Source organism: Roseburia sp. AM59-24XD, from assembly GCF_003478445.1.
Taxonomy (GTDB): domain Bacteria; phylum Bacillota; class Clostridia; order Lachnospirales; family Lachnospiraceae; genus Jutongia.
This window is the reverse complement of record NZ_QUET01000015.1, coordinates 59,082-77,812: the sequence shown is the minus strand read 5'-3', so window position 1 is coordinate 77,812 and position 18,731 is coordinate 59,082. Positions and strand designations below refer to the sequence as shown.

13 protein-coding genes and 1 pseudogene are annotated in these 18,731 nt (G+C 45.2%); 12 read left to right on the top strand and 2 right to left on the bottom strand.

Translation table 11 applies throughout. The annotated features are described in order from the left end of the window. Positions 1-3: 3 nt before the first annotated feature. Positions 4-390 (bottom strand): hypothetical protein, encoded by a 387-nt coding sequence (locus tag DXA20_RS08870; RefSeq protein ID WP_022306763.1) that lies wholly within the window; start codon positions 388-390, stop codon positions 4-6. A 126-nt stretch (positions 391-516) separates the two neighbouring features. Between DXA20_RS08870 and DXA20_RS08865 the strand changes: the two genes are divergently transcribed. The 6 genes and pseudogenes from DXA20_RS08865 to ptsP all read left to right on the top strand — a co-directional run bounded on the left by DXA20_RS08865 (position 517) and on the right by ptsP (position 8,514). Next, entirely contained in the window at positions 517-1,962 is a 1,446-nt protein-coding gene (locus tag DXA20_RS08865; RefSeq protein ID WP_118560183.1) for a hypothetical protein, read from the top strand. Continuing rightward, the gene (locus DXA20_RS08860) at positions 1,962-3,164 is read left to right on the top strand and encodes a class I SAM-dependent rRNA methyltransferase (RefSeq protein WP_118560181.1); all 1,203 of its coding nucleotides are present in this window, start codon (positions 1,962-1,964) and stop codon (positions 3,162-3,164) included. The genes DXA20_RS08865 and DXA20_RS08860 overlap by 1 nt, the downstream gene beginning before the upstream one ends. A gap of 260 nt (positions 3,165-3,424) precedes the next feature. Next, a pseudogene (locus tag DXA20_RS08855) lies at positions 3,425-5,595 on the top strand (glucose PTS transporter subunit IIA). A 20-nt stretch (positions 5,596-5,615) separates the two neighbouring features. Then, the gene (locus DXA20_RS08850) at positions 5,616-6,458 is read left to right on the top strand and encodes a PRD domain-containing protein (RefSeq protein ID WP_022306759.1); all 843 of its coding nucleotides are present in this window, start codon (positions 5,616-5,618) and stop codon (positions 6,456-6,458) included. A gap of 107 nt (positions 6,459-6,565) precedes the next feature. Further along, the gene (locus tag DXA20_RS08845) at positions 6,566-6,823 is read left to right on the top strand and encodes an HPr family phosphocarrier protein (protein WP_022306758.1); all 258 of its coding nucleotides are present in this window, start codon (positions 6,566-6,568) and stop codon (positions 6,821-6,823) included. Between the two features lie 59 nt (positions 6,824-6,882). Further along, on the top strand, positions 6,883-8,514 hold the full coding sequence (gene ptsP, locus DXA20_RS08840; protein ID WP_442969689.1) for a phosphoenolpyruvate--protein phosphotransferase: 1,632 nt from the start codon (positions 6,883-6,885) through the stop codon (positions 8,512-8,514). Between the two features lie 198 nt (positions 8,515-8,712). Here ptsP and DXA20_RS08835 read toward each other — a convergent pair whose 3' ends face one another. Then, positions 8,713-9,912 carry an AraC family transcriptional regulator gene (locus DXA20_RS08835; RefSeq protein ID WP_118560179.1) on the bottom strand — a complete coding sequence of 400 codons (1,200 nt, stop codon included), beginning with the start codon at positions 9,910-9,912 and terminating at the stop codon, positions 8,713-8,715. Between the two features lie 196 nt (positions 9,913-10,108). Here DXA20_RS08835 and DXA20_RS08830 point away from each other — a divergent pair, with 196 nt between their 5' ends. From DXA20_RS08830 to DXA20_RS08805, 6 genes are all read left to right on the top strand, one after another. After that, positions 10,109-11,278: a glycoside hydrolase family 5 protein gene (locus DXA20_RS08830; protein ID WP_118560177.1), complete on the top strand. Its 1,170-nt coding sequence runs from the start codon at positions 10,109-10,111 to the stop codon at positions 11,276-11,278. Positions 11,279-11,302: 24 nt separating this feature from the next. After that, positions 11,303-12,700, top strand: a complete 1,398-nt coding sequence (locus tag DXA20_RS08825; RefSeq protein ID WP_118560175.1) for an MFS transporter — start codon at positions 11,303-11,305, stop codon at positions 12,698-12,700. Between the two features lie 37 nt (positions 12,701-12,737). Continuing rightward, the gene (locus DXA20_RS08820) at positions 12,738-14,789 is read left to right on the top strand and encodes a beta-galactosidase (protein ID WP_118560173.1); all 2,052 of its coding nucleotides are present in this window, start codon (positions 12,738-12,740) and stop codon (positions 14,787-14,789) included. Then, complete coding sequence (locus DXA20_RS08815; protein WP_118560171.1) at positions 14,786-16,126, top strand: glycoside hydrolase family 30 protein; 1,341 nt, start codon at positions 14,786-14,788, stop codon at positions 16,124-16,126. Before DXA20_RS08820 ends, DXA20_RS08815 begins: the two co-directional genes overlap by 4 nt. 40 nt (positions 16,127-16,166) lie before the next feature. Then, the gene (locus DXA20_RS08810; protein WP_118560169.1) at positions 16,167-17,813 is read left to right on the top strand and encodes a glycoside hydrolase family 43 protein; all 1,647 of its coding nucleotides are present in this window, start codon (positions 16,167-16,169) and stop codon (positions 17,811-17,813) included. A gap of 87 nt (positions 17,814-17,900) precedes the next feature. After that, complete coding sequence (locus tag DXA20_RS08805; RefSeq protein ID WP_118560167.1) at positions 17,901-18,704, top strand: LytTR family DNA-binding domain-containing protein; 804 nt, start codon at positions 17,901-17,903, stop codon at positions 18,702-18,704. The last annotated feature ends 27 nt before the right edge of the window (positions 18,705-18,731 follow it).

Sequence of the window (18,731 nt, the reverse complement as noted above, 5' to 3'; positions counted from 1 at the left end):
GGTTTATTTTTCTTCTTTAGGTGGAACTGCAAAAAAGCGGTTCCACTTTTTGTCGCTTTGGTATTCTAACATGCGGTCATACTGCGCATACATTTTCTGGACACCGTTTTCCAGAAGATAATAGTGATTGATATATGGGAACAGAAGGATCAGAAGAGGGATTAGCAGAAGCGTAAGCCAGATGCTTCCGGTTCCGACAAGACCGACAACAACCGAGGTGGTCATCAGTGCGAAAAGCACGGTGACGATCAGATGGATCAGCCGTTCGTGCTGGAAAAACTGAATCTGAGTCAGATGATTGTGGATGGCACGGTCCCAGTCTGTATCTTCCGGCGGATCCTGGATCAGCTCATCGATCTGCTGCAAATAAGTCAAAATTCTTCGTTTCATATGGATCAATCCTTTCCTGAAATCTTTTAGTAGAATTATACCACGAATTCGTGTATATTTATAGATATATATCCGGGCACTGTCGGATGAACAGTAATCATAGTTGCAGTGCAGAAAGAGGGACAAATGGACAAGATTAAGAAAATAACTTTAACACCGGCATGCTGTGGTCTGGATCTGGGAGACGGCAGTGAGAGAGCTGAGTATGTCAATCAGGATTACATTTTAAATACACTGGGAAGACCACATAGAAATATTGGCATTATGTATACTTATTATCCAAAGGATAAGGAGTGGCCGGAGCGTATCAGTGTGGCATGTAAGGACATGGAGATCCATTTTCAGTGGGATTATCCGTATGATGATTACTTCCCGTATCGCGGAGGTCCGGACGGCGATACAAAGGGAGAACCGTTTGAGCAGATGCGCGATATCCGCCGTCATGGTCAGGACGTGGCACTGACGCTTACGATCGACTGTTCTCTGGAGGATGAATATCTCCGTCAGATCGCAAAGGATCTCAGGCCATTCGGAAGAATGCGTCTTCGTATCAACCATGAGTGTGCCGGAGACTGGTTCACCCACAACCAGCGTTTCTCCTACAAGGAGATCGGAGAGTTCTTTGTGCGCTTCGCAAAGATTGTGAAGGAAGAGGCACCACAGATCTCACTTGTATTCTGCGGCGGTGCTGTCGGAGATCTCGAGGCAGAGGATGCGCCGGTACAGTATGAGGAGGAGTTCAAGGAGGCATTTGATATTGCCGATATCTGGTCCAATGACTGCTATCTGGCACTTCATTACGGATGGCCGTTTGACGTATGTGAAAAGGGTGGAGACAGCTACGCGATGACACCGGTTGATCTGTTTTTTGAGAGACTCAATAAAACCTCTAAGAGAATGACAAAGGTCAACCACGGAGAGTGCAAACCGTTCGTGATCTCTGAGTTTAACACCGATGGAGACGTGACGGGACCGATGCGTCAGGGCGAATCGATCAAGCGTTTTGTTGAGAAATTAAAGTCCGAAAATGCGGACTGGTTCGACGGATTTTCTATGTACCAGTTCAGGGACAGAGGAAGACTTGGTCTTGAGATCGAGGATCCGAACAATTCTACAGTCGGTATCCCCCAGCCGGTCTTAAAGGACTATAAGGAAATTCTGAAGGATCCGTTCTTCCTGCCGGGACTCAATGAGCAGGAGGAGACGACACTGCCGGCAACTCTTCGCTGGGGCGGTGCAGAGGATGCAGAGGGAATTGCAATCCCGATCTGTTTTGAGAAGACACCGGAATTTTGTGAGATCACCTTTGAAGAAGAACTCAATCTGATGATGGAGTTAAACGGACGCTGGTTCTATAAAGCACCTGGAACAAAGACCGTCGATATGATGTCCGCTTTCTTTGAGACACCGATCGAGCCGGGCACAGAGATGACACTGAAGATCTTCGCACCGCCGGCAACCGGAGAGAATGATCCGTCACAGGGGGATGACTGGGATATCAATTATTATACTACGATCACAAAGATGCCGGAGCTTCGTATCCGTTATGAGGAGATTCAGGAGGTACTGTAATGGAACATGCAATTGTAACGCTGAAAAAGGGAGAAGGACGCACGATCAAGGCGGGCGGTGCCTGGATCTACGACAACGAGATCGCAAATGTAGTCGGCAGCTTTGACGATGGCGATGTCGTGCTGGTGCATGACTTTGACGGCTATCCGATGGGGAAGGGCTATATCAACCGTCACTCCAAGATCCGTGTCCGGATGTTGACACGTCATCAGGAGCAGGAGATTGACGATGCTTTTTGGAAAATGCGTCTGCAGGCGGCATGGGATTACCGGAAGGCAACTGTGGATATCTCGAGCTGCCGTATCGTTTTCGGGGAAGCGGATTTCCTGCCGGGACTCGTCATTGATAAGTTCAGCGATGTTCTTGTCGTGGAGTCTCTGGCACTCGGTATTGACCGGTATAAGGAGCATCTTGTCGATCTGTTAAAGGAGATCCTTGCGGCAGACGGCATTACGATCCGCGGTGTGTATGAGCGCAGCGATGCAAAGGAACGTCTGAAGGAAGGCATGGAGCGCGTAAAGGGCTTTATGGGAGCGGAATTTGATACGAATGTTGAGATCATCGAGAACGGCGTGCATTATATGGTCGATGTCAAGGAAGGACAAAAGACCGGATTTTTCCTGGATCAGAAATACAACCGTCAGTCCATCCGCTCGATCTGCCGTGGCGCAAAGGTGCTCGACTGCTTTACGCATACAGGCTCCTTTGCGCTGAATGCCGGACAGGCAGGTGCGGCAAGCGTACTTGGTCTGGATGCCTCCGAGCTTGGCGTAGAGCAGGCGAAAAAGAACGCGGCATTAAATGGTCTGTCCGATATTGTGGACTTTGAATGTGCCGATGTTTTTGAGAAGCTGCCACAGATGGAGGCAGCCGGAGAGAAGTTTGACGTGATCATTCTGGATCCGCCGGCATTTACAAAGTCCCGCAACTCTGTGAAGAACGCAGTCAAGGGATACCGTGAGATCAATCTGCGTGCGATGAAGCTGATCCGGGACGGCGGTTATCTGGCAACCTGTTCCTGTTCACATTTCATGACCTACGAGCTGTTTACCAAGACGATCGGACAGGCGGCAGCCAATGTGCATAAGAGACTGCGGCAGGTTTCTTTTGCAACGCAGGCACCGGATCATCCGATCCTCTGGGCGGCAGATACCTCTTATTATTTAAAATTCTATATTTTTCAGGTTTGTGATGAGAAATAGGCTTGACAAATCAGAGTGAAAATGTTATAAATAGTTTAGATAGTATGTTACTTGATTCGAACGAACCCAAGGCATTAACTAGACATAAATTTTACAGGATATTTATGTGAGTTAGTGCCTTTTTTTGTTCCCTTTTTGTGAGAATAACAGCATAAATCCCGGGTGCGCTGTATAGAATAGGGCAAAAAGCGGACACTAAAAAGGATATGCAGACGAAGCAGATGATCACATGAATATCACCAGGAAAGGAAGGATGAATCATGAAAGATAAGATTTTTGAAGTCCTGCAGAGAATCGGACGAAGCTTTATGCTGCCGATCGCAATCCTGCCTGTTGCCGGGTTGCTTCTGGGACTTGGTAGTTCGTTTACAAACGAGACGACAATTGCAACGTACCATTTGGGAAAGATCCTTGGTGACGGGACGATCCTGCATGCACTTTTAGTCATCATGAATAAGGTCGGCAGTGCCGTATTTGATAACCTGCCGCTGTTGTTTGCCGTTGGTGTTGCCATCGGTATGGCAAAGAAGGAGAAGGAGGTATCTGCTCTTTCTGCCGTGATCGCATATTTCGTTATGAATATTTCGATCAGCGGTATGCTGGAGATCAATGGAAAGATCCTCGGGGATGGAAGCATTTCAAAGGATGTGCTTTCCGGAACGATTGCTTCCGTCTGCGGTATCAATACCCTGCAGATGGGTGTGTTTGGAGGTATTATCGTCGGTCTTGGTGTGGCGGCACTTCACAACCGCTTCCATAAGATCCAGCTTCCGAATGCATTGTCATTCTTTGCCGGATCAAGATTTGTACCGATCATTTCCACGATCGTGTATATGTTTGTCGGTATTCTGATGTATTTTGTATGGCCGGTTGTTCAGAACGGTATTTATTCGCTCGGAGGTCTTGTGACCGGCAGTGGTTATTTCGGCACACTGATCTTTGGTATTGTCAAGAGAGCACTGATTCCGTTTGGTCTTCACCATGTATTCTATATGCCGTTCTGGCAGACAGCTGTCGGCGGCACGGCAGAGGTTGCCGGACAGATGGTACAGGGTGGACAGAATATCTTCTTTGCACAGCTTGCCGATGCATCCCATGTAACGCATTTCAGCGCGGACGCGACAAGATATTTCTCCGGTGAGTTTATCTTTATGATCTTTGGTCTTCCGGGGGCGGCACTTGCAATGTACCGCACCGCGAAGCCGGAGAAAAAGAAACAGGTTGGAGGTCTTCTTTTCTCCGCAGCACTGACATCCATGCTGACAGGTATCACAGAGCCGATCGAGTTCTCGTTCCTGTTCGTGGCACCGATCCTGTTTGCAGTACAGGTGATCTTAGCAGGTGCTGCCTATATGATCGCCCACATGTTAAACATTGCAGTCGGACTTACCTTCTCCGGTGGTTTTCTGGATCTGTTCCTGTTTGGTATTCTTCAGGGCAATGACAAGACAAGCTGGCTGAGGATCATTCCGGTCGGAATTATTTATTTCTTCCTGTATTACTTTATCTTCTCATTCCTGATCAAGAAGCTGAACTTAAAGACACCGGGACGTGAGGATGAAGATCAGGAGGTGAAGCTTTATACGAAGGCAGATGTCAATGCAAGAAAGTCCAAGAAAACGGACAGTACCGAAAATGGGACAGATGATCCGCTCAGCGCAGATATCACAAGAGGTCTTGGAGGTAAGAAGAATATCGACGGTGTTGACTGTTGTGCAACAAGACTTCGCTGTACGGTATTTAATGCCGATTTGGTTGACGATGCACTGTTAAAATCAACCGGAGCCAGCGGTGTGATCCACAAGGGTAACGGCGTCAGATTGTATACGGTCCTCATGTCACGGTGATCAAGTCAAATTTGGAAGATTACCTTGAAACAGCGCCGGATATCGAATATACTAAAGATAGTGAAGAAACTGTGGAGGAGGATGTGCCTGCACAGGAGGAACAGACGGAAACAAAGGTTACAAAGACCATCGTGGTATCAAGCCCGATCACCGGTGTGGCAGCAGATCTGTCCACGGCACCGGATGAGGCATTTGCCGGAAGAATGATGGGAGACGGAGCCGTTGTGACACCGACGGATGCCATTGTAAAGGCACCGGAGGATGGAGAGGTTGTCTTTGTCTTTGAGACAAAGCATGCCATTGGATTTATGACAGATTCCGGACTCAGCATGCTGTTACACATTGGCATTGACACCGTACAGCTTGGCGGCAAGGGCTTCGAGGTATTTGTCGAGAACGGACAGAAGGTGAAGAAGGGAGATCCGATGATGAAGCTGGATCTTGACTATCTTGCCGGGCATGCTCCATCCCTGACATCACCGGTGCTTTGTACGGAGCTTGAGGATAACCAGAAGATCCGACTGTTGAAGGACGGAGAGATCAAAGCAGGAGAGGAATTATTTGCGGTCGATTTCTACGAATAAATGAAATGTGAGGATCGGACATGTACAGAATCGTAAAAGTGTTAAACCATAATGCGGTGCTTGCGGTAAATGCAGAGGACGGGAAGGAATGTCTTCTGATGGGCAAGGGGATTGGATTTGGTAAAAAGGTGAGCGAACATGTGGAACCGGGAGAGGATGCCCGTATCTATACACTGCAGGCATCCGGTGAACGGGGGCAGGCGGGAGAGATCGTAAAATCAATCGATCCGGAGTTTTTGGAGATCGCGAACCTGGTGCTTGATGAGGCGCAGAAGGTGTTTGGAAATATTGACCGCAACATTTTATTTCCGCTTGCGGATCATATCTGTTATGCGGTGGAGCGCATGAAAAGGCACGAGTCGATCAGTAATCCACTGACCGAGGATATCCGTCTTTTGTTTCATATGGAGTATAAGGTTGCAAGCTGTGTTGTGCCGGTTCTCAAGAAGAAATTTGGAATTACCATCGGAGACGATGAGATCGGATATATTACATTGCATGTGCATTCTGCCATCGATGATGACAAGGTATCCGATGCCATGAAGACAGCCCGCGCGGTGCGTGAATGTATTGAGATCGTAGAGAATGCCATGGGAAAACGGATCGATGTCATGACATTATCCTATAACCGACTGATGAACCATGTGCGTTACATGATCGTGCGGGCGCTGAATGGCGAGAAATTGAAAATGAGTTTAAATGACTATATGAGTGTGAAATATCCGGAGGAATTTGCAATGGCAGAACAGATCTGTGAGCAGATCGGAACGACCATCGGCTGCACCTTAAAGGATGCGGAAACCGGATATCTGGCAATGCATATCTGTCGTGTGACAAGCGGCGAACTGGACGCCGAAGAATAAAAGCAATCGAAGCACCAAAGAACAGATAAAAGTTTTAAGGATGCCGGAAAGCATCCGTATACAATATAAAATCAAACGAACAAATTTAAGAAATGGAGGAAATTATTATGAAATCATTCAATTATGTAATCACTGATGAGGTAGGTATTCACGCAAGACCGGCAGGTCTTCTGGTAAAGGAAGCAAAGAAATATGAGTCTGCGGTTACGATCGTAAAGGGCGACCGCAAGGCAGATGCAAGAAAGCTTATGATGTTAATGTCTCTCGGCGTAAAGTGCGGCGAGGAGATCACAGTAGAGGTTGAGGGTGCTGATGAGGATGCTGCGGCAGCCGGCATGGAGAAGTTCTTTGAGGAGACACTGTAATCGATTGCATATCCTGTCACAGGGCAAAATGAGAGAATGCATGCGCGAGTCATGCGGAAATGGAGGCTGTGGTGGAAATATACGAGGGAAAGTCGATCTTTAAAGGGATCGCAATTGGAAAGATCTTTTATTATCAGAAGGGTGCGCAGCAGGTAAAACGCGAGAAGGTCGAGGATACGGCTGCAGAGAAAGCAAGATATGAGGCTGCCAGTGCAAAGGCATCCGAGCAGCTTCAGGCACTGTACGAAAAAGCGGTCAAGGAGGTTGGCGAAGCCAATGCGGCTGTCTTTGAGGTGCACATGATGATGCTGGAGGATGACGATTACGTTTCCTCTATCGTCAATATGATCGAGACACAGAATGTAAACGCAGAGTTTGCCGTGGCAACAACCGGCGATAACTTTGCGGAGATGTTCTCGCAGATGGACGATGAATATTTCAAGGCGAGAGCGGCTGATGTCAAGGATATCACAGAGCGTTTGATCTCTGTGCTCGGAGAGCAGGAGACCACAGGTGATATCGGGGACGAACCGGTGATCATTGTGGCGGATGATCTGGCACCGAGCGAGACTGTTCAGATGGACAAGGAGAAGCTCCTTGCCTTTGTGACACGCCATGGATCCGCCAATTCCCATACAGCGATTCTCGCAAGAACCATGAACATACCGGCACTGATCGGTGTGGATATCCAAGAGGAGTGGAATGGCCACATGGCAGTGGTAGACGGCAGGAGTGGAAAGCTTTATATAGATCCGGAGGAGGAGATTCTTACAAAGCTGAAGGATGACCGGAAAAAGGAGCAGGAGGCAAGAGAACTGTTATCACTGCTTAAGGGCAAGGAGGATGTGACCGCAGACGGTAAGCATATCAAGCTGTATGCTAATATTGCCGGTGTCGGTGACGTTGCTAATGTTCTTGCCAATGATGCAGCGGGCATCGGACTTTTTAGAAGTGAATTTCTGTATCTGGAGGCAGAGGATTATCCGGATGAGGAGACGCAGTTTCTGGCTTACAAGCGCGTGGCTGAGACGATGGCAGGCAAGAAGGTGGTTGTTCGTACTCTTGATATCGGAGCCGATAAGCAGGTGGACTATTTCCATCTGGATAAGGAAGAGAACCCTGCCATGGGTTACCGTGCGATCCGTATCTGTCTGGACCGCCCGGAGATCTTCCGTACGCAGCTTCGTGCGTTGATTCGTGCCAGTGCTTATGGCGAGATCGCAATCATGTATCCGATGATCATTTCCGTGGAGGAGGTTCGCGAGATCAAGAAGATCGTTTTGTCCGTTAAGAAGGAGCTTGACGAGCGGGGCATCCCTTATGGAAACTTTGAACAGGGTATTATGATCGAGACACCGGCGGCTGTCATGATGAGTGAGGAGCTTGCTGCTGAGGTTGACTTTTTCAGTATCGGAACAAACGATCTGACACAGTATACCCTGGCGATGGATCGTCAGAATATGAAGTTGGATACCATGTATGATCCGCACCATCCGGCAATCCTTAAGATGATCAAGATGACGATCGATAACGGTCATAAGGGCGGTTGCTGGGTCGGCATCTGCGGGGAGCTTGGTGCTGATACAACGCTGACAGAGACCTTTGTGAAAATGGGTATCGATGAGCTTTCGGTATCCCCGTCCTTTGTACTTCCGGTACGAAAGATCATCCGTGAGACAACGGTAAAATAGGTGTCCGATAAATAGGACAGATAATCCCTCTGTGTTTGTTGACTGAGAAGTCCGGGAAGCACAGAGGGAGATTGTATAAGCAATCGTACAGTGACGCGCAAAACGGGCAAGTCCAATTTGTTCTGGTATAGGAAAATGCTCGTAATGTGGTGGGAAGCAAGGGCAAAACGCTGGTTTTGCCCTTTTGTTCTGGCAAGTTTACTCCTTTCTTCCGTAAATCTCACGAAATTGCCGCAAAGTGTATCCGGTGTATTTTTTGAATTGAGTTCCCAAATGGCTCTGCGAAGAAAAGCCTAAGTAAGTGGCAATTTCTATATAGGAATAATCCGAATAAATCAAAAGATTTTTGGCACGATTGATCTTTTCCTGAAGGATGTAATGGGAAATACTGACTCCTTCACATTGCTTGAAAAGCTGGGATAGATAATTGGGATTACAGTCTGCTTCAAGAGCAAGATCTTCTACAGTGATTCTATCGTGCAAATGAGAAAAAATATAATCCTTGCATTTGTTGATGCGGGGATTTTTTTGCTTTTGAGAGATTCCTTTTTGGTTTTCTTTGATATCATGTACCATTTCTGCATAATGAAATTCAGCCTTTTGAGCAAGTGGTTTGATCTGTGCGATATCATTGCAGTCCTCGATCTGCTGGATATAAGTGTCGCTTAACGAGAAGGAAATCTCCGGAGATAATCCGCCGCGGATGGCATAGCGGCTGGCAAGAGTGATAAGAACGATGCCGAGGTTCTTAAGATTGCGTACAGGATCCCTGGCAAGTGTACCGATTGATCCATCGTAATCCTCCTGCATGCTTTTTTCCAATTGGATCAAATCTCCGTTCTCGATGCTGCTAAATTCACGCACCTCCTGATCGTAAGGATTGTGGTGTACTGAGTTTTCCTGATTATCAAAAAGCAGATTATTAAAATTCTGCTGTACCTTTTCTTCTGAATCCTGATCTACACAGTTATCCTGTATTATCATCTCCGGAGAAGATTCTGTACCGGTTAGCATATGGTGAAGAAAAATCATATCATTCAAGTAAGTGGTCAGATCGACTTGAGGAATATACTTTTCAACGTTTTCCTCCAGAGAAAGCGAATCGTAGTTATGTGTCAGATAAACGGAAGCCGGAAAACAAACTGGTCCTGCAACGTAAATGAATTCGTCGGTATGGACAACACAGTAAATATTTTTTTGGTGAATTGCCTTCAGGCAGGGCATTGATTTCTGTGGTTTGTTCAGCAGATAATTACGAAATGACAGATTGCGCATATATGAATCCTGAAAGGAAAGCACCCCACAATAAGAGAAAAGCATTTCCTGATTCAGGGAAAATTTATACACATAGGTGTGAAGCTTTTTGGAAAGATATTGAAGTAAAATAATGTCCTGCATTTTAAGAAACCTCCATGTATTAGTTCTTTAAGACATATTATATCAGGTTATATAAGAAAAATGTTAAAAAATATAATAATTTTGATATAAAAATGCAGTTTTTTTTATCTTAAAATCTAGTTACAAATTAAGAAAAGACGGAAAACGAAAAACAGAAAACAGTTGTTTATTTTAAACAAAGAAAGGTACGGCTATTATGAAAGTAAAAGGTGTTAATTTAGGAAACTGGCTGGTTTTGGAAAAATGGATGAATCCGGCGTTGTTTGAAGGAACGACAGCGGAGGATGAGTACTGGCTGCCAAGGCAGTTGTCGAAGGAGGTGTATGAGGCAAGAATCAAGATCCATCGTAGTGAGTATATTACGGAACGTGATTTTGTAACAATCAAGTCCTGGGGGCTGGATGCAGTACGTATTCCGGTACCATATTTCATTTTTGGCGACAGAGAGCCGTTCATTGGATGTGTAGAAGAACTGGATAAGGCATTTAACTGGGCTGAAAAGTATGGCCTGAAGATTCTGATTGATCTGCATACAGCACCGGAAGGACAGAATGGATCTGACAATGGAGGAATATGTGGAGTTTGTAAATGGGCTCAGAATCCCGAGGAGGTTGAGTTTGTCCATACAGTATTGGAGAGACTGGCTCAAAGATATGGACACAGAGAAGGTCTTTGGGGAATCGAACTGATCAACGAGCCGGCATTACAGGGAGCATGGGAGTTACTGAATATTCAAAAAAGATATCCACCGGTAGATAAAGAGATGGCGAAGGGCAGTGCTCCGATTACTGTTGAGTTTATCCGGAAATTCTATCTGGATGCCTATGACCGTATTGAGAAGTATCTGGATGAGGATAAATATATCGTTATTCATGATGGGTTTGAGCTTACAATCTGGAAAGATTTTATGCGTGAAGAAAAGTACAAAAATGTAGTTCTTGATACCCACCAGTATCTGATGATGGCAGAAATGATGGGATGTGAGCAGACTGTAGAGGGCTATGAAAAATATGTGAAAGAGCATTTCATGAAAGAAATTGAAGAAATGCAGCAGTATTTCCCTGTGATCTGTGGTGAGTGGTGTCTGTTTAATTCTCTTGCCTGCGGCTGGGATACGAAGGGCGGTCAGACAGTTTTAAACGGACTGGAGGGAGCTTCGGTAGAAAGCTATTCGCCAGAGCAGAAAAAGGAAATATATCAGGCAGTTGCACGAATGCAGAAAGCAGCCTGGGAAAAGGGATCCGGTTATTTTTACTGGAGCTATAAATTATTGACAGACACAGTCAATACAGAAGGCTGGATTGGCTGGGATAGCTGGGATCTGGGACGTTGTGTTGATTTTGGATGGTTTCCGTTAGATAAATAAGCAATAGAAAGAGAGGTAACGAATATGAATGAGAATAAGATGAATCCAAATGCTAAACTTACATTTTTAGAGCGTTTTGCATATGGTATAGGAGATTATGCAGGAAACTTGGTTTATTCTGCGATCAGTGCATTTTTGCTGGTATATTATACGAATGTTGTTGGAGCAAGTGCAGCGGCTGCAGCGTCTATTATTGCAATTTCAAAGTTTTTTGACGGTATTTCGGATCTGGTAATGGGATATATTATCGATCATACTCATAGTAAATGGGGAAAGGCACGCCCGTGGATCGCCAGATTGTGTGTGCCGTTAGCAGTATGTACGGTTCTTATGTTTACGGTTCCAACTGCATTTGTTGGGAAAACGCAGCTGGCATATATGTTTTTAACATATAATCTGGTTTCTACGATTTTTTATACAGGAATCAATGTTCCGTATGCAACCTTAAATGGTCTGATGACAACCAATCAGTATGAGAGAGGTTTGCTTGGAAATTTCCGTAACCTTTTGGCAACAGCAGGAACCATGACGATCAATACGGTTGTACTGAAAATGACAGCTGCTTTTGGTGGTGGAGATGTTTATTCCCAGAAGGGATGGACATTGACATTTGTTGTTTTGATGATTGTATTTGTTGTTTTAAACATGTTTACATTCTTTATGTGCAAAGAGCGTGTCGTAGAAGGTGGTTCTACTCAGAAAGAGGCAAAGGAAAATCAGGTTTCCTTTATCAAAGGCATTAAAGGATTGTTCGTCAATAAGTACTGGGTATTACTGGTAATTGCTATCTTTGCAATGTATTTTATGATGTCCTGCTTCTTCGGATCTGCCGTTTTTTTTGCACAGTATAATGTAGGAAATGCCGGTAAATATGCCATTATTTCTAACTGTCTTTCTATTGCACAGATTGCATTCCTCTTTGTGACACCATTCATTATGAAAAAGGTTTCCAAGAAAAATCTGTTTATGTGTGGAATGGCAGTTTCCGGAATTGGATTTCTTCTTTCCGGTTTTACAACAGATGTAACAATGACCTGTGTATTATCTGTTGTAAAGGGTATGGGATTTGCATGTGGAGGAGCTTCTATGTTTGGTCTTCTTCAGGATGCAATCACATACGGAGAGTGGTACAACGGATATGGGACAGCCGGAATGGGAAATGCAGCATCTTCATTTTGTATGAAGGTTGGCTCCGGTATTGGTACAGCAGCACTTGGATGGGTGTTGGGCTTCGGCGGATTTGATGCAAAGAAGGCAGTGCAGTCTGCTAAGTCGCTGGCAGCAATTAATTGGTCCTTTGCATGGATTCCGTTTATTATGGTAGTGATCGTAGTGGTCTGCATGGTATTCTTTGATCTGGACAAGAAGTATGATCAGGTTCTTGCTGATCTGGAGCAGGGAAAGCACCGTAAGGACAATTAATCGGCAGAGTAGTCATTGTGTATAGAGGAGGATTACCATGAGGGAATTGCAGGTAAAAGATATTCTATTTGGAGCAGCATATTATCCGGAGTATATGCCGTATGACCGGCTGCAGGAAGACATTGCCATGATGCAGAAAGCAGGAATGAATACGATTCGTATTGCAGAGTCAACCTGGAGCACATTAGAACCGGCAGAAGGTGTATACGATTTTTCCTATATTGATAAAGCGCTTGCGGCAGCAGAGGAAGCCGGAATGTATGTGATCATTGGGACACCAACGTATGCCATTCCCTCCTGGTTAGAAAAAAAATGTCCGGAAGTGATGGTGTTTGACGGGTATTCCAGAAAGAAATACGGGAAACGCCAGATCATGGATATTGTTCACCCGGTGTTTCGTAAATGCGCTGAAAATGTGATCTGTAAATTGCTTGAGCATACGGCAAATGTTTCCTGTGTGATAGGTTTTCAGATTGATAATGAGACGAAGCATTATGGAACAGCATCGCCACAGGTGCAGCGGATGTTCGTTGAATATTTAAAGACAAAATTTCATACGACCGAGCAGTTAAACGAAGTATTTGGCTTGCGCTACTGGAGTAATTCCATTTCTGATTGGTCGGATTTTCCGGATATGGCAGGCTGTATTCATGGTGGACTTGCCTGCGAATTTGCTAAATTCCAGAGAAGTCTGGCGGCAGAGTATTTAGTGTGGCAGTCAGAGCTTGTAAAAAAATATAAGAGGCAAGATCAGTTTATTACACATAATTTTGATTTTGAATGGAAAAAATTCGGAGCAGATATTGCGCAGGATGGGTATTCTTATGGTGTGCAGCCTGATATCAATCATTATGAAGCGTCTAAAGCCGTGACGATCGCAGGAACAGATATTTATCATCCGACGCAGGATGGTCTGACAGGAGCAGAGATTGGATTTGGTGGGGATTCTATTCGAACCCTTAAGGATGATGCATATATTGTGCTGGAATGTCAGGCGCAGGCATTTAAATATTGGACACCATATCCGGGACAGCTCCGTCTTCATGGATACAGCCATCTGGCAAGTGGGGCGGCAGGCGTTTTATACTGGAACTGGCATTCCATTCATGATGGATATGAAACGTATTGGAAGGGGGTTTTGAGTCATGACCTTTCTACGAATCCGGTATATGAAGAGGCGGGAGAATTTGGGCGTGAGATTGCCCGGTTCGGCAGGGAGACATTGTGTATTTCCCGGAAAAATCAGGTGGCTGTGGTAATTGATAATCAGTCTCTGAGCAGCTTCAACTGGTTCCCGATTGACAAGGATTTAAGCTATAATGATGTGGTTCGCTGGATGTACGATTGTTTGTATGAAATGAACATCTCCTGTGATATCATAGACATTCACCAATTGGAAGAAAAATTTGATCAGGAACAAAAGCCGTATCAGATGATCGTTACACCTGCGTTATATAGTGTATCGGATGCATTTGTTCAGAAGATGAAGGGATTTGTGCAGGCTGGTGGAGTGGTTGTAAGCTCTTTTAAGTCTTTTGTGGCAGATCGTCAGTTAAGTGTGTATTCAGATGTGCAGCCTCATGGCATGACGGATTGCTTTGGTATGAGCTATAATCAGTTTACGGAGCCGGGACGGGCAACGGTTGCAGGAGAAAATATTTTATATTTTGCTGAATTGTTGAAACCGGATACGGCTCAGGTGATAGAGTCATATGAGCATAAATACTGGGGAAAATATGCCGCGATCACTAAAAATGCTTTTGGACAGGGATATGGTTATTATATTGGCTGCTATGTAACGAAAGAAAGACTGAAGAAAATATTTAAGGATGCTGTTGTTTGTGCTCAGGTTCAAAACTATTTCGATGACGAAATAAAATGGCCTGTGATCATTCGCAGCGGCATTAATGAGAAAAAAGAAACAATTCATTATGCTCTTCATTACAGTGAGGAAGCGGAGAGTTTTATTTGCCCATTCGAAAAGGTGGAGGATCTTCTGTCAGGTAATATCTTTATGAAGGGGCAGAGTATTCCGATGAAGGATTGGGGTGTCCGGATTTTGAAAGAGTATGAAGGAGAGCAATCATGAAATTTACATTTGTGGAAAGTGTTGGAAAACAAAAACTCTTAAGGAATGAGAAAACAGTAGATTTTATTGATGATACAGGAGTAGAGGATCAGGTAATTAATATTTATCCTCAGATAAAATACCAGACCTTTGAAGGGTTTGGTGGAGCAATTACTGATGCTGCAGGTTATGTATTTCAACAAATGAATGACGTGCAGCAGAAGGAGCTGCTCACAAAATATTTTGATCCGGATCACATGAACTATGTTAGAGTGCGGATTCATATGGACAGCTGTGACTTTTCGACTCATTTGTATTCGGCGATAAAAGACCCGCAGGACAGAGATTTGGAATCATTTGATTTTACGGATACAGAGAAATATATTCTGCCATTGTTGGAGGCTGCACAGAAAACAGCGCAAAGACCATTAAAAATAATGCTGTCACCGTGGTCTCCGCCTGCATTTATGAAGACAAATGGTGCCCGTAAAAATGGTGGAAGTCTGAAAAGAGAGTTTTATCCCTTATGGGCAAATTGCATTTGCCGATACATTGCAGAGTTTGAGAAACGCGGATATGAGGTGGAGCAGATTTCTGTGCAAAATGAACCAAAAGCAGTTCAGACGTGGGATTCCTGTGTGTATTCTTCAGCTCAGGAAAAGGAGTTTCTTTCGGAATATCTGTATCCGGCTATGGAGCGGGCAGGACTGGAACATGTGAAGGTGTTTGTGTGGGATCATAATAAGGAACGTGCTTTTGAAAGGGCATGTGAGTTGATCGATGAAAAGACGGATCACATGATTGACGGAGTTGCATTTCACTGGTACAGTGGAGATCATTTTGAGGCACTGGATCTTATTCGGAAACAATTTCCGGATAAGAAACTGATTCTGTCAGAAAGCTGTCTGGAATACAATAAATTTAATCCGTCCGCAGAAGAAATTAATGCGGGACGTCTGGCACATGATATGATTGGGAATTTAAATCATGGATTGAATTCATTTTTTGATTGGAATATCCTTTTGGATAAAGAGGGAGGTCCCAATCATGTTGGAAATTATTGTGATGCCCCTTTTCTGTATGATGTGGAACACAAAGAGCTGATACAGCGAATGAGTGCGGATTACTATTGGCATTTTTCGCATTTTATCCGGGAGGGTGCGGTAAGGCTTGGTTTCAGCAGATATACAGATGCAATTGATGTGACCGCCTGGGAAAATCCCGACGGAACAATTGTATTGATCCTGTTAAACCGCGGTGTAGAAGCTGTGCCGGTGCACATAAGGCTTCAAGGAAAGGAAGCGGATATTACGGTATCGGCGCGAAGTATTGTCAGCGGTGTTGTTAGCGGTCGGTAGATGGAAATACAGACGTTTTTAAAATCGAGAGGAGAGAAAGATGATTAGAAATCCAATTTTACCGGGTTTTAATCCGGATCCCTGCATCTGCAGAAAGGGAGATGATTACTATATCGCAGTATCGACATTTGAATGGTTTCCGGGAATCCCGATCTATCATTCCAGAGATATGAAAAACTGGGAGCTTTATACACATGTGCTGACAGACGACAGTAATCCTGATCTGAAGAAGCTGCCGTCCGCTAAGGGAATATGGGCACCATGCCTGACCTACTGCGAGCAGGAGGATCTGTTCTATGTGATCTACGGTGTGATGAATTCGATGAATGCACGTTACTTTGATGTGGATAATTTCCTGATCACGGCAAAGGATATTAAGGGACCGTGGAGTGAGCCGGTTTATTTGCATTCCTCCGGCTTTGATGCATCGATCCTTCACGATGATGACGGCAGAAAATATATTGTTTCTCTGGACTGGGAGACAAGAGAGGGCTATGAGAAGCCGGGCGTGATCGCACTTTCCGAGTATGATCCGGAGAAAAAGGAGATCATCGGCTATCCGAAGCGCATCTGGCGTGGAGGCACAGACCGTGGCTGCATCGAGGCACCGCATCTTACCAAACGGAACGGTTGTTATTATATTATGTGTGCCGAGGGTGGTACAGGCTATAACCATTGTGTGACGATGGGGCGTTCCCAAAATGTATGGGGACCGTATGAGGGAGATCCGAAGAATCCGATCGTAACCTCCAATCCGGTGGTATCCAATGAAAGACACGATCCGGATCATCTGAAACCGAAATATTTCAACCCGGATGTCGTGCTGCAAAAGGCGGGACATGGCAGCTATGTCGAGACACAGCTTGGTGAGATATATCTGGTGCATCTGTGCTCAAGACCATTCCGACCGGAGCTTCGCTGCACACTGGGACGTGAGACGGCGATCCAGAAAATGGAGTGGACGCCGGACGGCTGGCTGCGTATGGCGGACGGCACCAATATCGCAAAGGAATACTGCGAGGAGAGTGCACTGCCGGAATACAAGGTACCGCAGATCCCTGATTTTGATGACTTTGACGACGAGGAGCTTGGCAATTTCTATTATGCACCGCGTATCATGCCACAGAGCTTTGCCGATATTCATGCACGAAAAGGGTATGTCCGATTAAGGGGACAGGAGTCAAGAACCTCCCTGAATAAGGTGAGCATTCTTGCAAGAAAGCTGACAAGCGTTTATGCGACGATCACGACCAAAATGGAATTTGTGCCGGAGGTGCATCAGCATTCCGCAGGACTGATCCTGTACTATGATAATATGAATTATATCAACCTGCGCAAATATTACAGCGAGACGCTCGGACAGAGTGCCATCTCCATTATAGCATTGGAAAACGGGGTGAAGACAGAGTTTGTTAATACCCGTACCGGCGTAGATGATGTACCGATCTATTTCCGCCTTGAAATTAACGGAAAACATTCACAGTTTTACTGGGGATATGATGGCTCCCATTACGAAAAGATCGGCATTCCGTTTGACACGACAAAGTTCTCCGATGAGTATTGCAAATACGGAGAATTCACGGGAACAATGGTCGGCATTACCTGTGCGGACCGCGTAAAACACAAGCATTATGCGGACTTTGATTTCTTTGAATATTGTGCCAAAGAAGACAAAGCGGTGGAATAGAAAATGAAAGGGAGCTCTTCTTGATTTTTTTTGATATTTATAAGATAATTATGCTACGGGTGAGAACGGAAATGGGAGGACAAGGGAATGAACACATCCGAATTGGTGTCCAAAAGTATGGACATTATCGTGCATTATTATCAAAATGATATTCAGCCCTTTGTGGACGTTATGCATGAGGAAATTGACTGGTACGGACCGTGCGAGGGGCAGGTTATTCATTCTAAAAAGCTGCTCACGCAGACATTTGCGCAGGAGGATAATCCGCTGACCTTTGAGACGATTGATATGAAATCATCGCTTCTGTGGAAGGAGCGGGACACCTGTGAGATCCTTGTGACCTTCCTGGTGGATACCTTTTATCCGGACAATAAAGTGATCCGCTGTGACCAGAGGATCCTGTTAAACTGGAAGGAGGTCCGGCAGACGGCTGAAGACGGGCATTACAGCGTTGAGCCGAAGATCCGAACCTGCTTTATTGCGAATGCGATCCCGATGGATGGCAGAGACGTGATCTATCCCGTACATTTTACGGATATGCCGGTCGCAAAGATGTTTAGCATAACGCCTGCTGTAAAGCATCTGATGATCCGGGGCAGGGACAACAGTCTTTTATATCTGGCGGACAATGAGGTGCTTCATGTGAAGAGTATGGGACATTACACCGAGATTTACTGTGTGAATAATATCTATGAAAGCTCGGAGGGAATCTCTGCGATACAGGAGAAATACCCGGATGTCTTCCTGCGCATCCACAAGAGTCATCTGATCAATCCGGCGTTTGTGCAGTCGGTCAAAAGGTATGAGGCAGTGATGACGGATGGCAGCAGTGTGCCGATCTCCACGAGAAAGTATGCGGCGATCCGCAGGCAGATTACCGACCAAAAATAAAAATATTATAAAGTTTACAAAAGTCGA

Bases quoted from the DNA above. Each gene is read 5' to 3' on its own strand.
- DXA20_RS08870 (WP_022306763.1), bottom strand. From the start codon at position 390: ATGAAACGAAGAATTTTGACTTATTTGCAGCAGATCGATGAGCTGATC.
- DXA20_RS08865 (WP_118560183.1), top strand. From the start codon at position 517: ATGGACAAGATTAAGAAAATAACTTTAACACCGGCATGCTGTGGTCTG.
- DXA20_RS08860 (WP_118560181.1), top strand. From the start codon at position 1,962: ATGGAACATGCAATTGTAACGCTGAAAAAGGGAGAAGGACGCACGATC.
- DXA20_RS08850 (WP_022306759.1), top strand. From the start codon at position 5,616: ATGTACAGAATCGTAAAAGTGTTAAACCATAATGCGGTGCTTGCGGTA.
- DXA20_RS08845 (WP_022306758.1), top strand. From the start codon at position 6,566: ATGAAATCATTCAATTATGTAATCACTGATGAGGTAGGTATTCACGCA.
- ptsP (WP_442969689.1), top strand. From the start codon at position 6,883: ATGGAGGCTGTGGTGGAAATATACGAGGGAAAGTCGATCTTTAAAGGG.
- DXA20_RS08835 (WP_118560179.1), bottom strand. From the start codon at position 9,912: ATGCAGGACATTATTTTACTTCAATATCTTTCCAAAAAGCTTCACACC.
- DXA20_RS08830 (WP_118560177.1), top strand. From the start codon at position 10,109: ATGAAAGTAAAAGGTGTTAATTTAGGAAACTGGCTGGTTTTGGAAAAA.
- DXA20_RS08825 (WP_118560175.1), top strand. From the start codon at position 11,303: ATGAATGAGAATAAGATGAATCCAAATGCTAAACTTACATTTTTAGAG.
- DXA20_RS08820 (WP_118560173.1), top strand. From the start codon at position 12,738: ATGAGGGAATTGCAGGTAAAAGATATTCTATTTGGAGCAGCATATTAT.
- DXA20_RS08815 (WP_118560171.1), top strand. From the start codon at position 14,786: ATGAAATTTACATTTGTGGAAAGTGTTGGAAAACAAAAACTCTTAAGG.
- DXA20_RS08810 (WP_118560169.1), top strand. From the start codon at position 16,167: ATGATTAGAAATCCAATTTTACCGGGTTTTAATCCGGATCCCTGCATC.
- DXA20_RS08805 (WP_118560167.1), top strand. From the start codon at position 17,901: ATGAACACATCCGAATTGGTGTCCAAAAGTATGGACATTATCGTGCAT.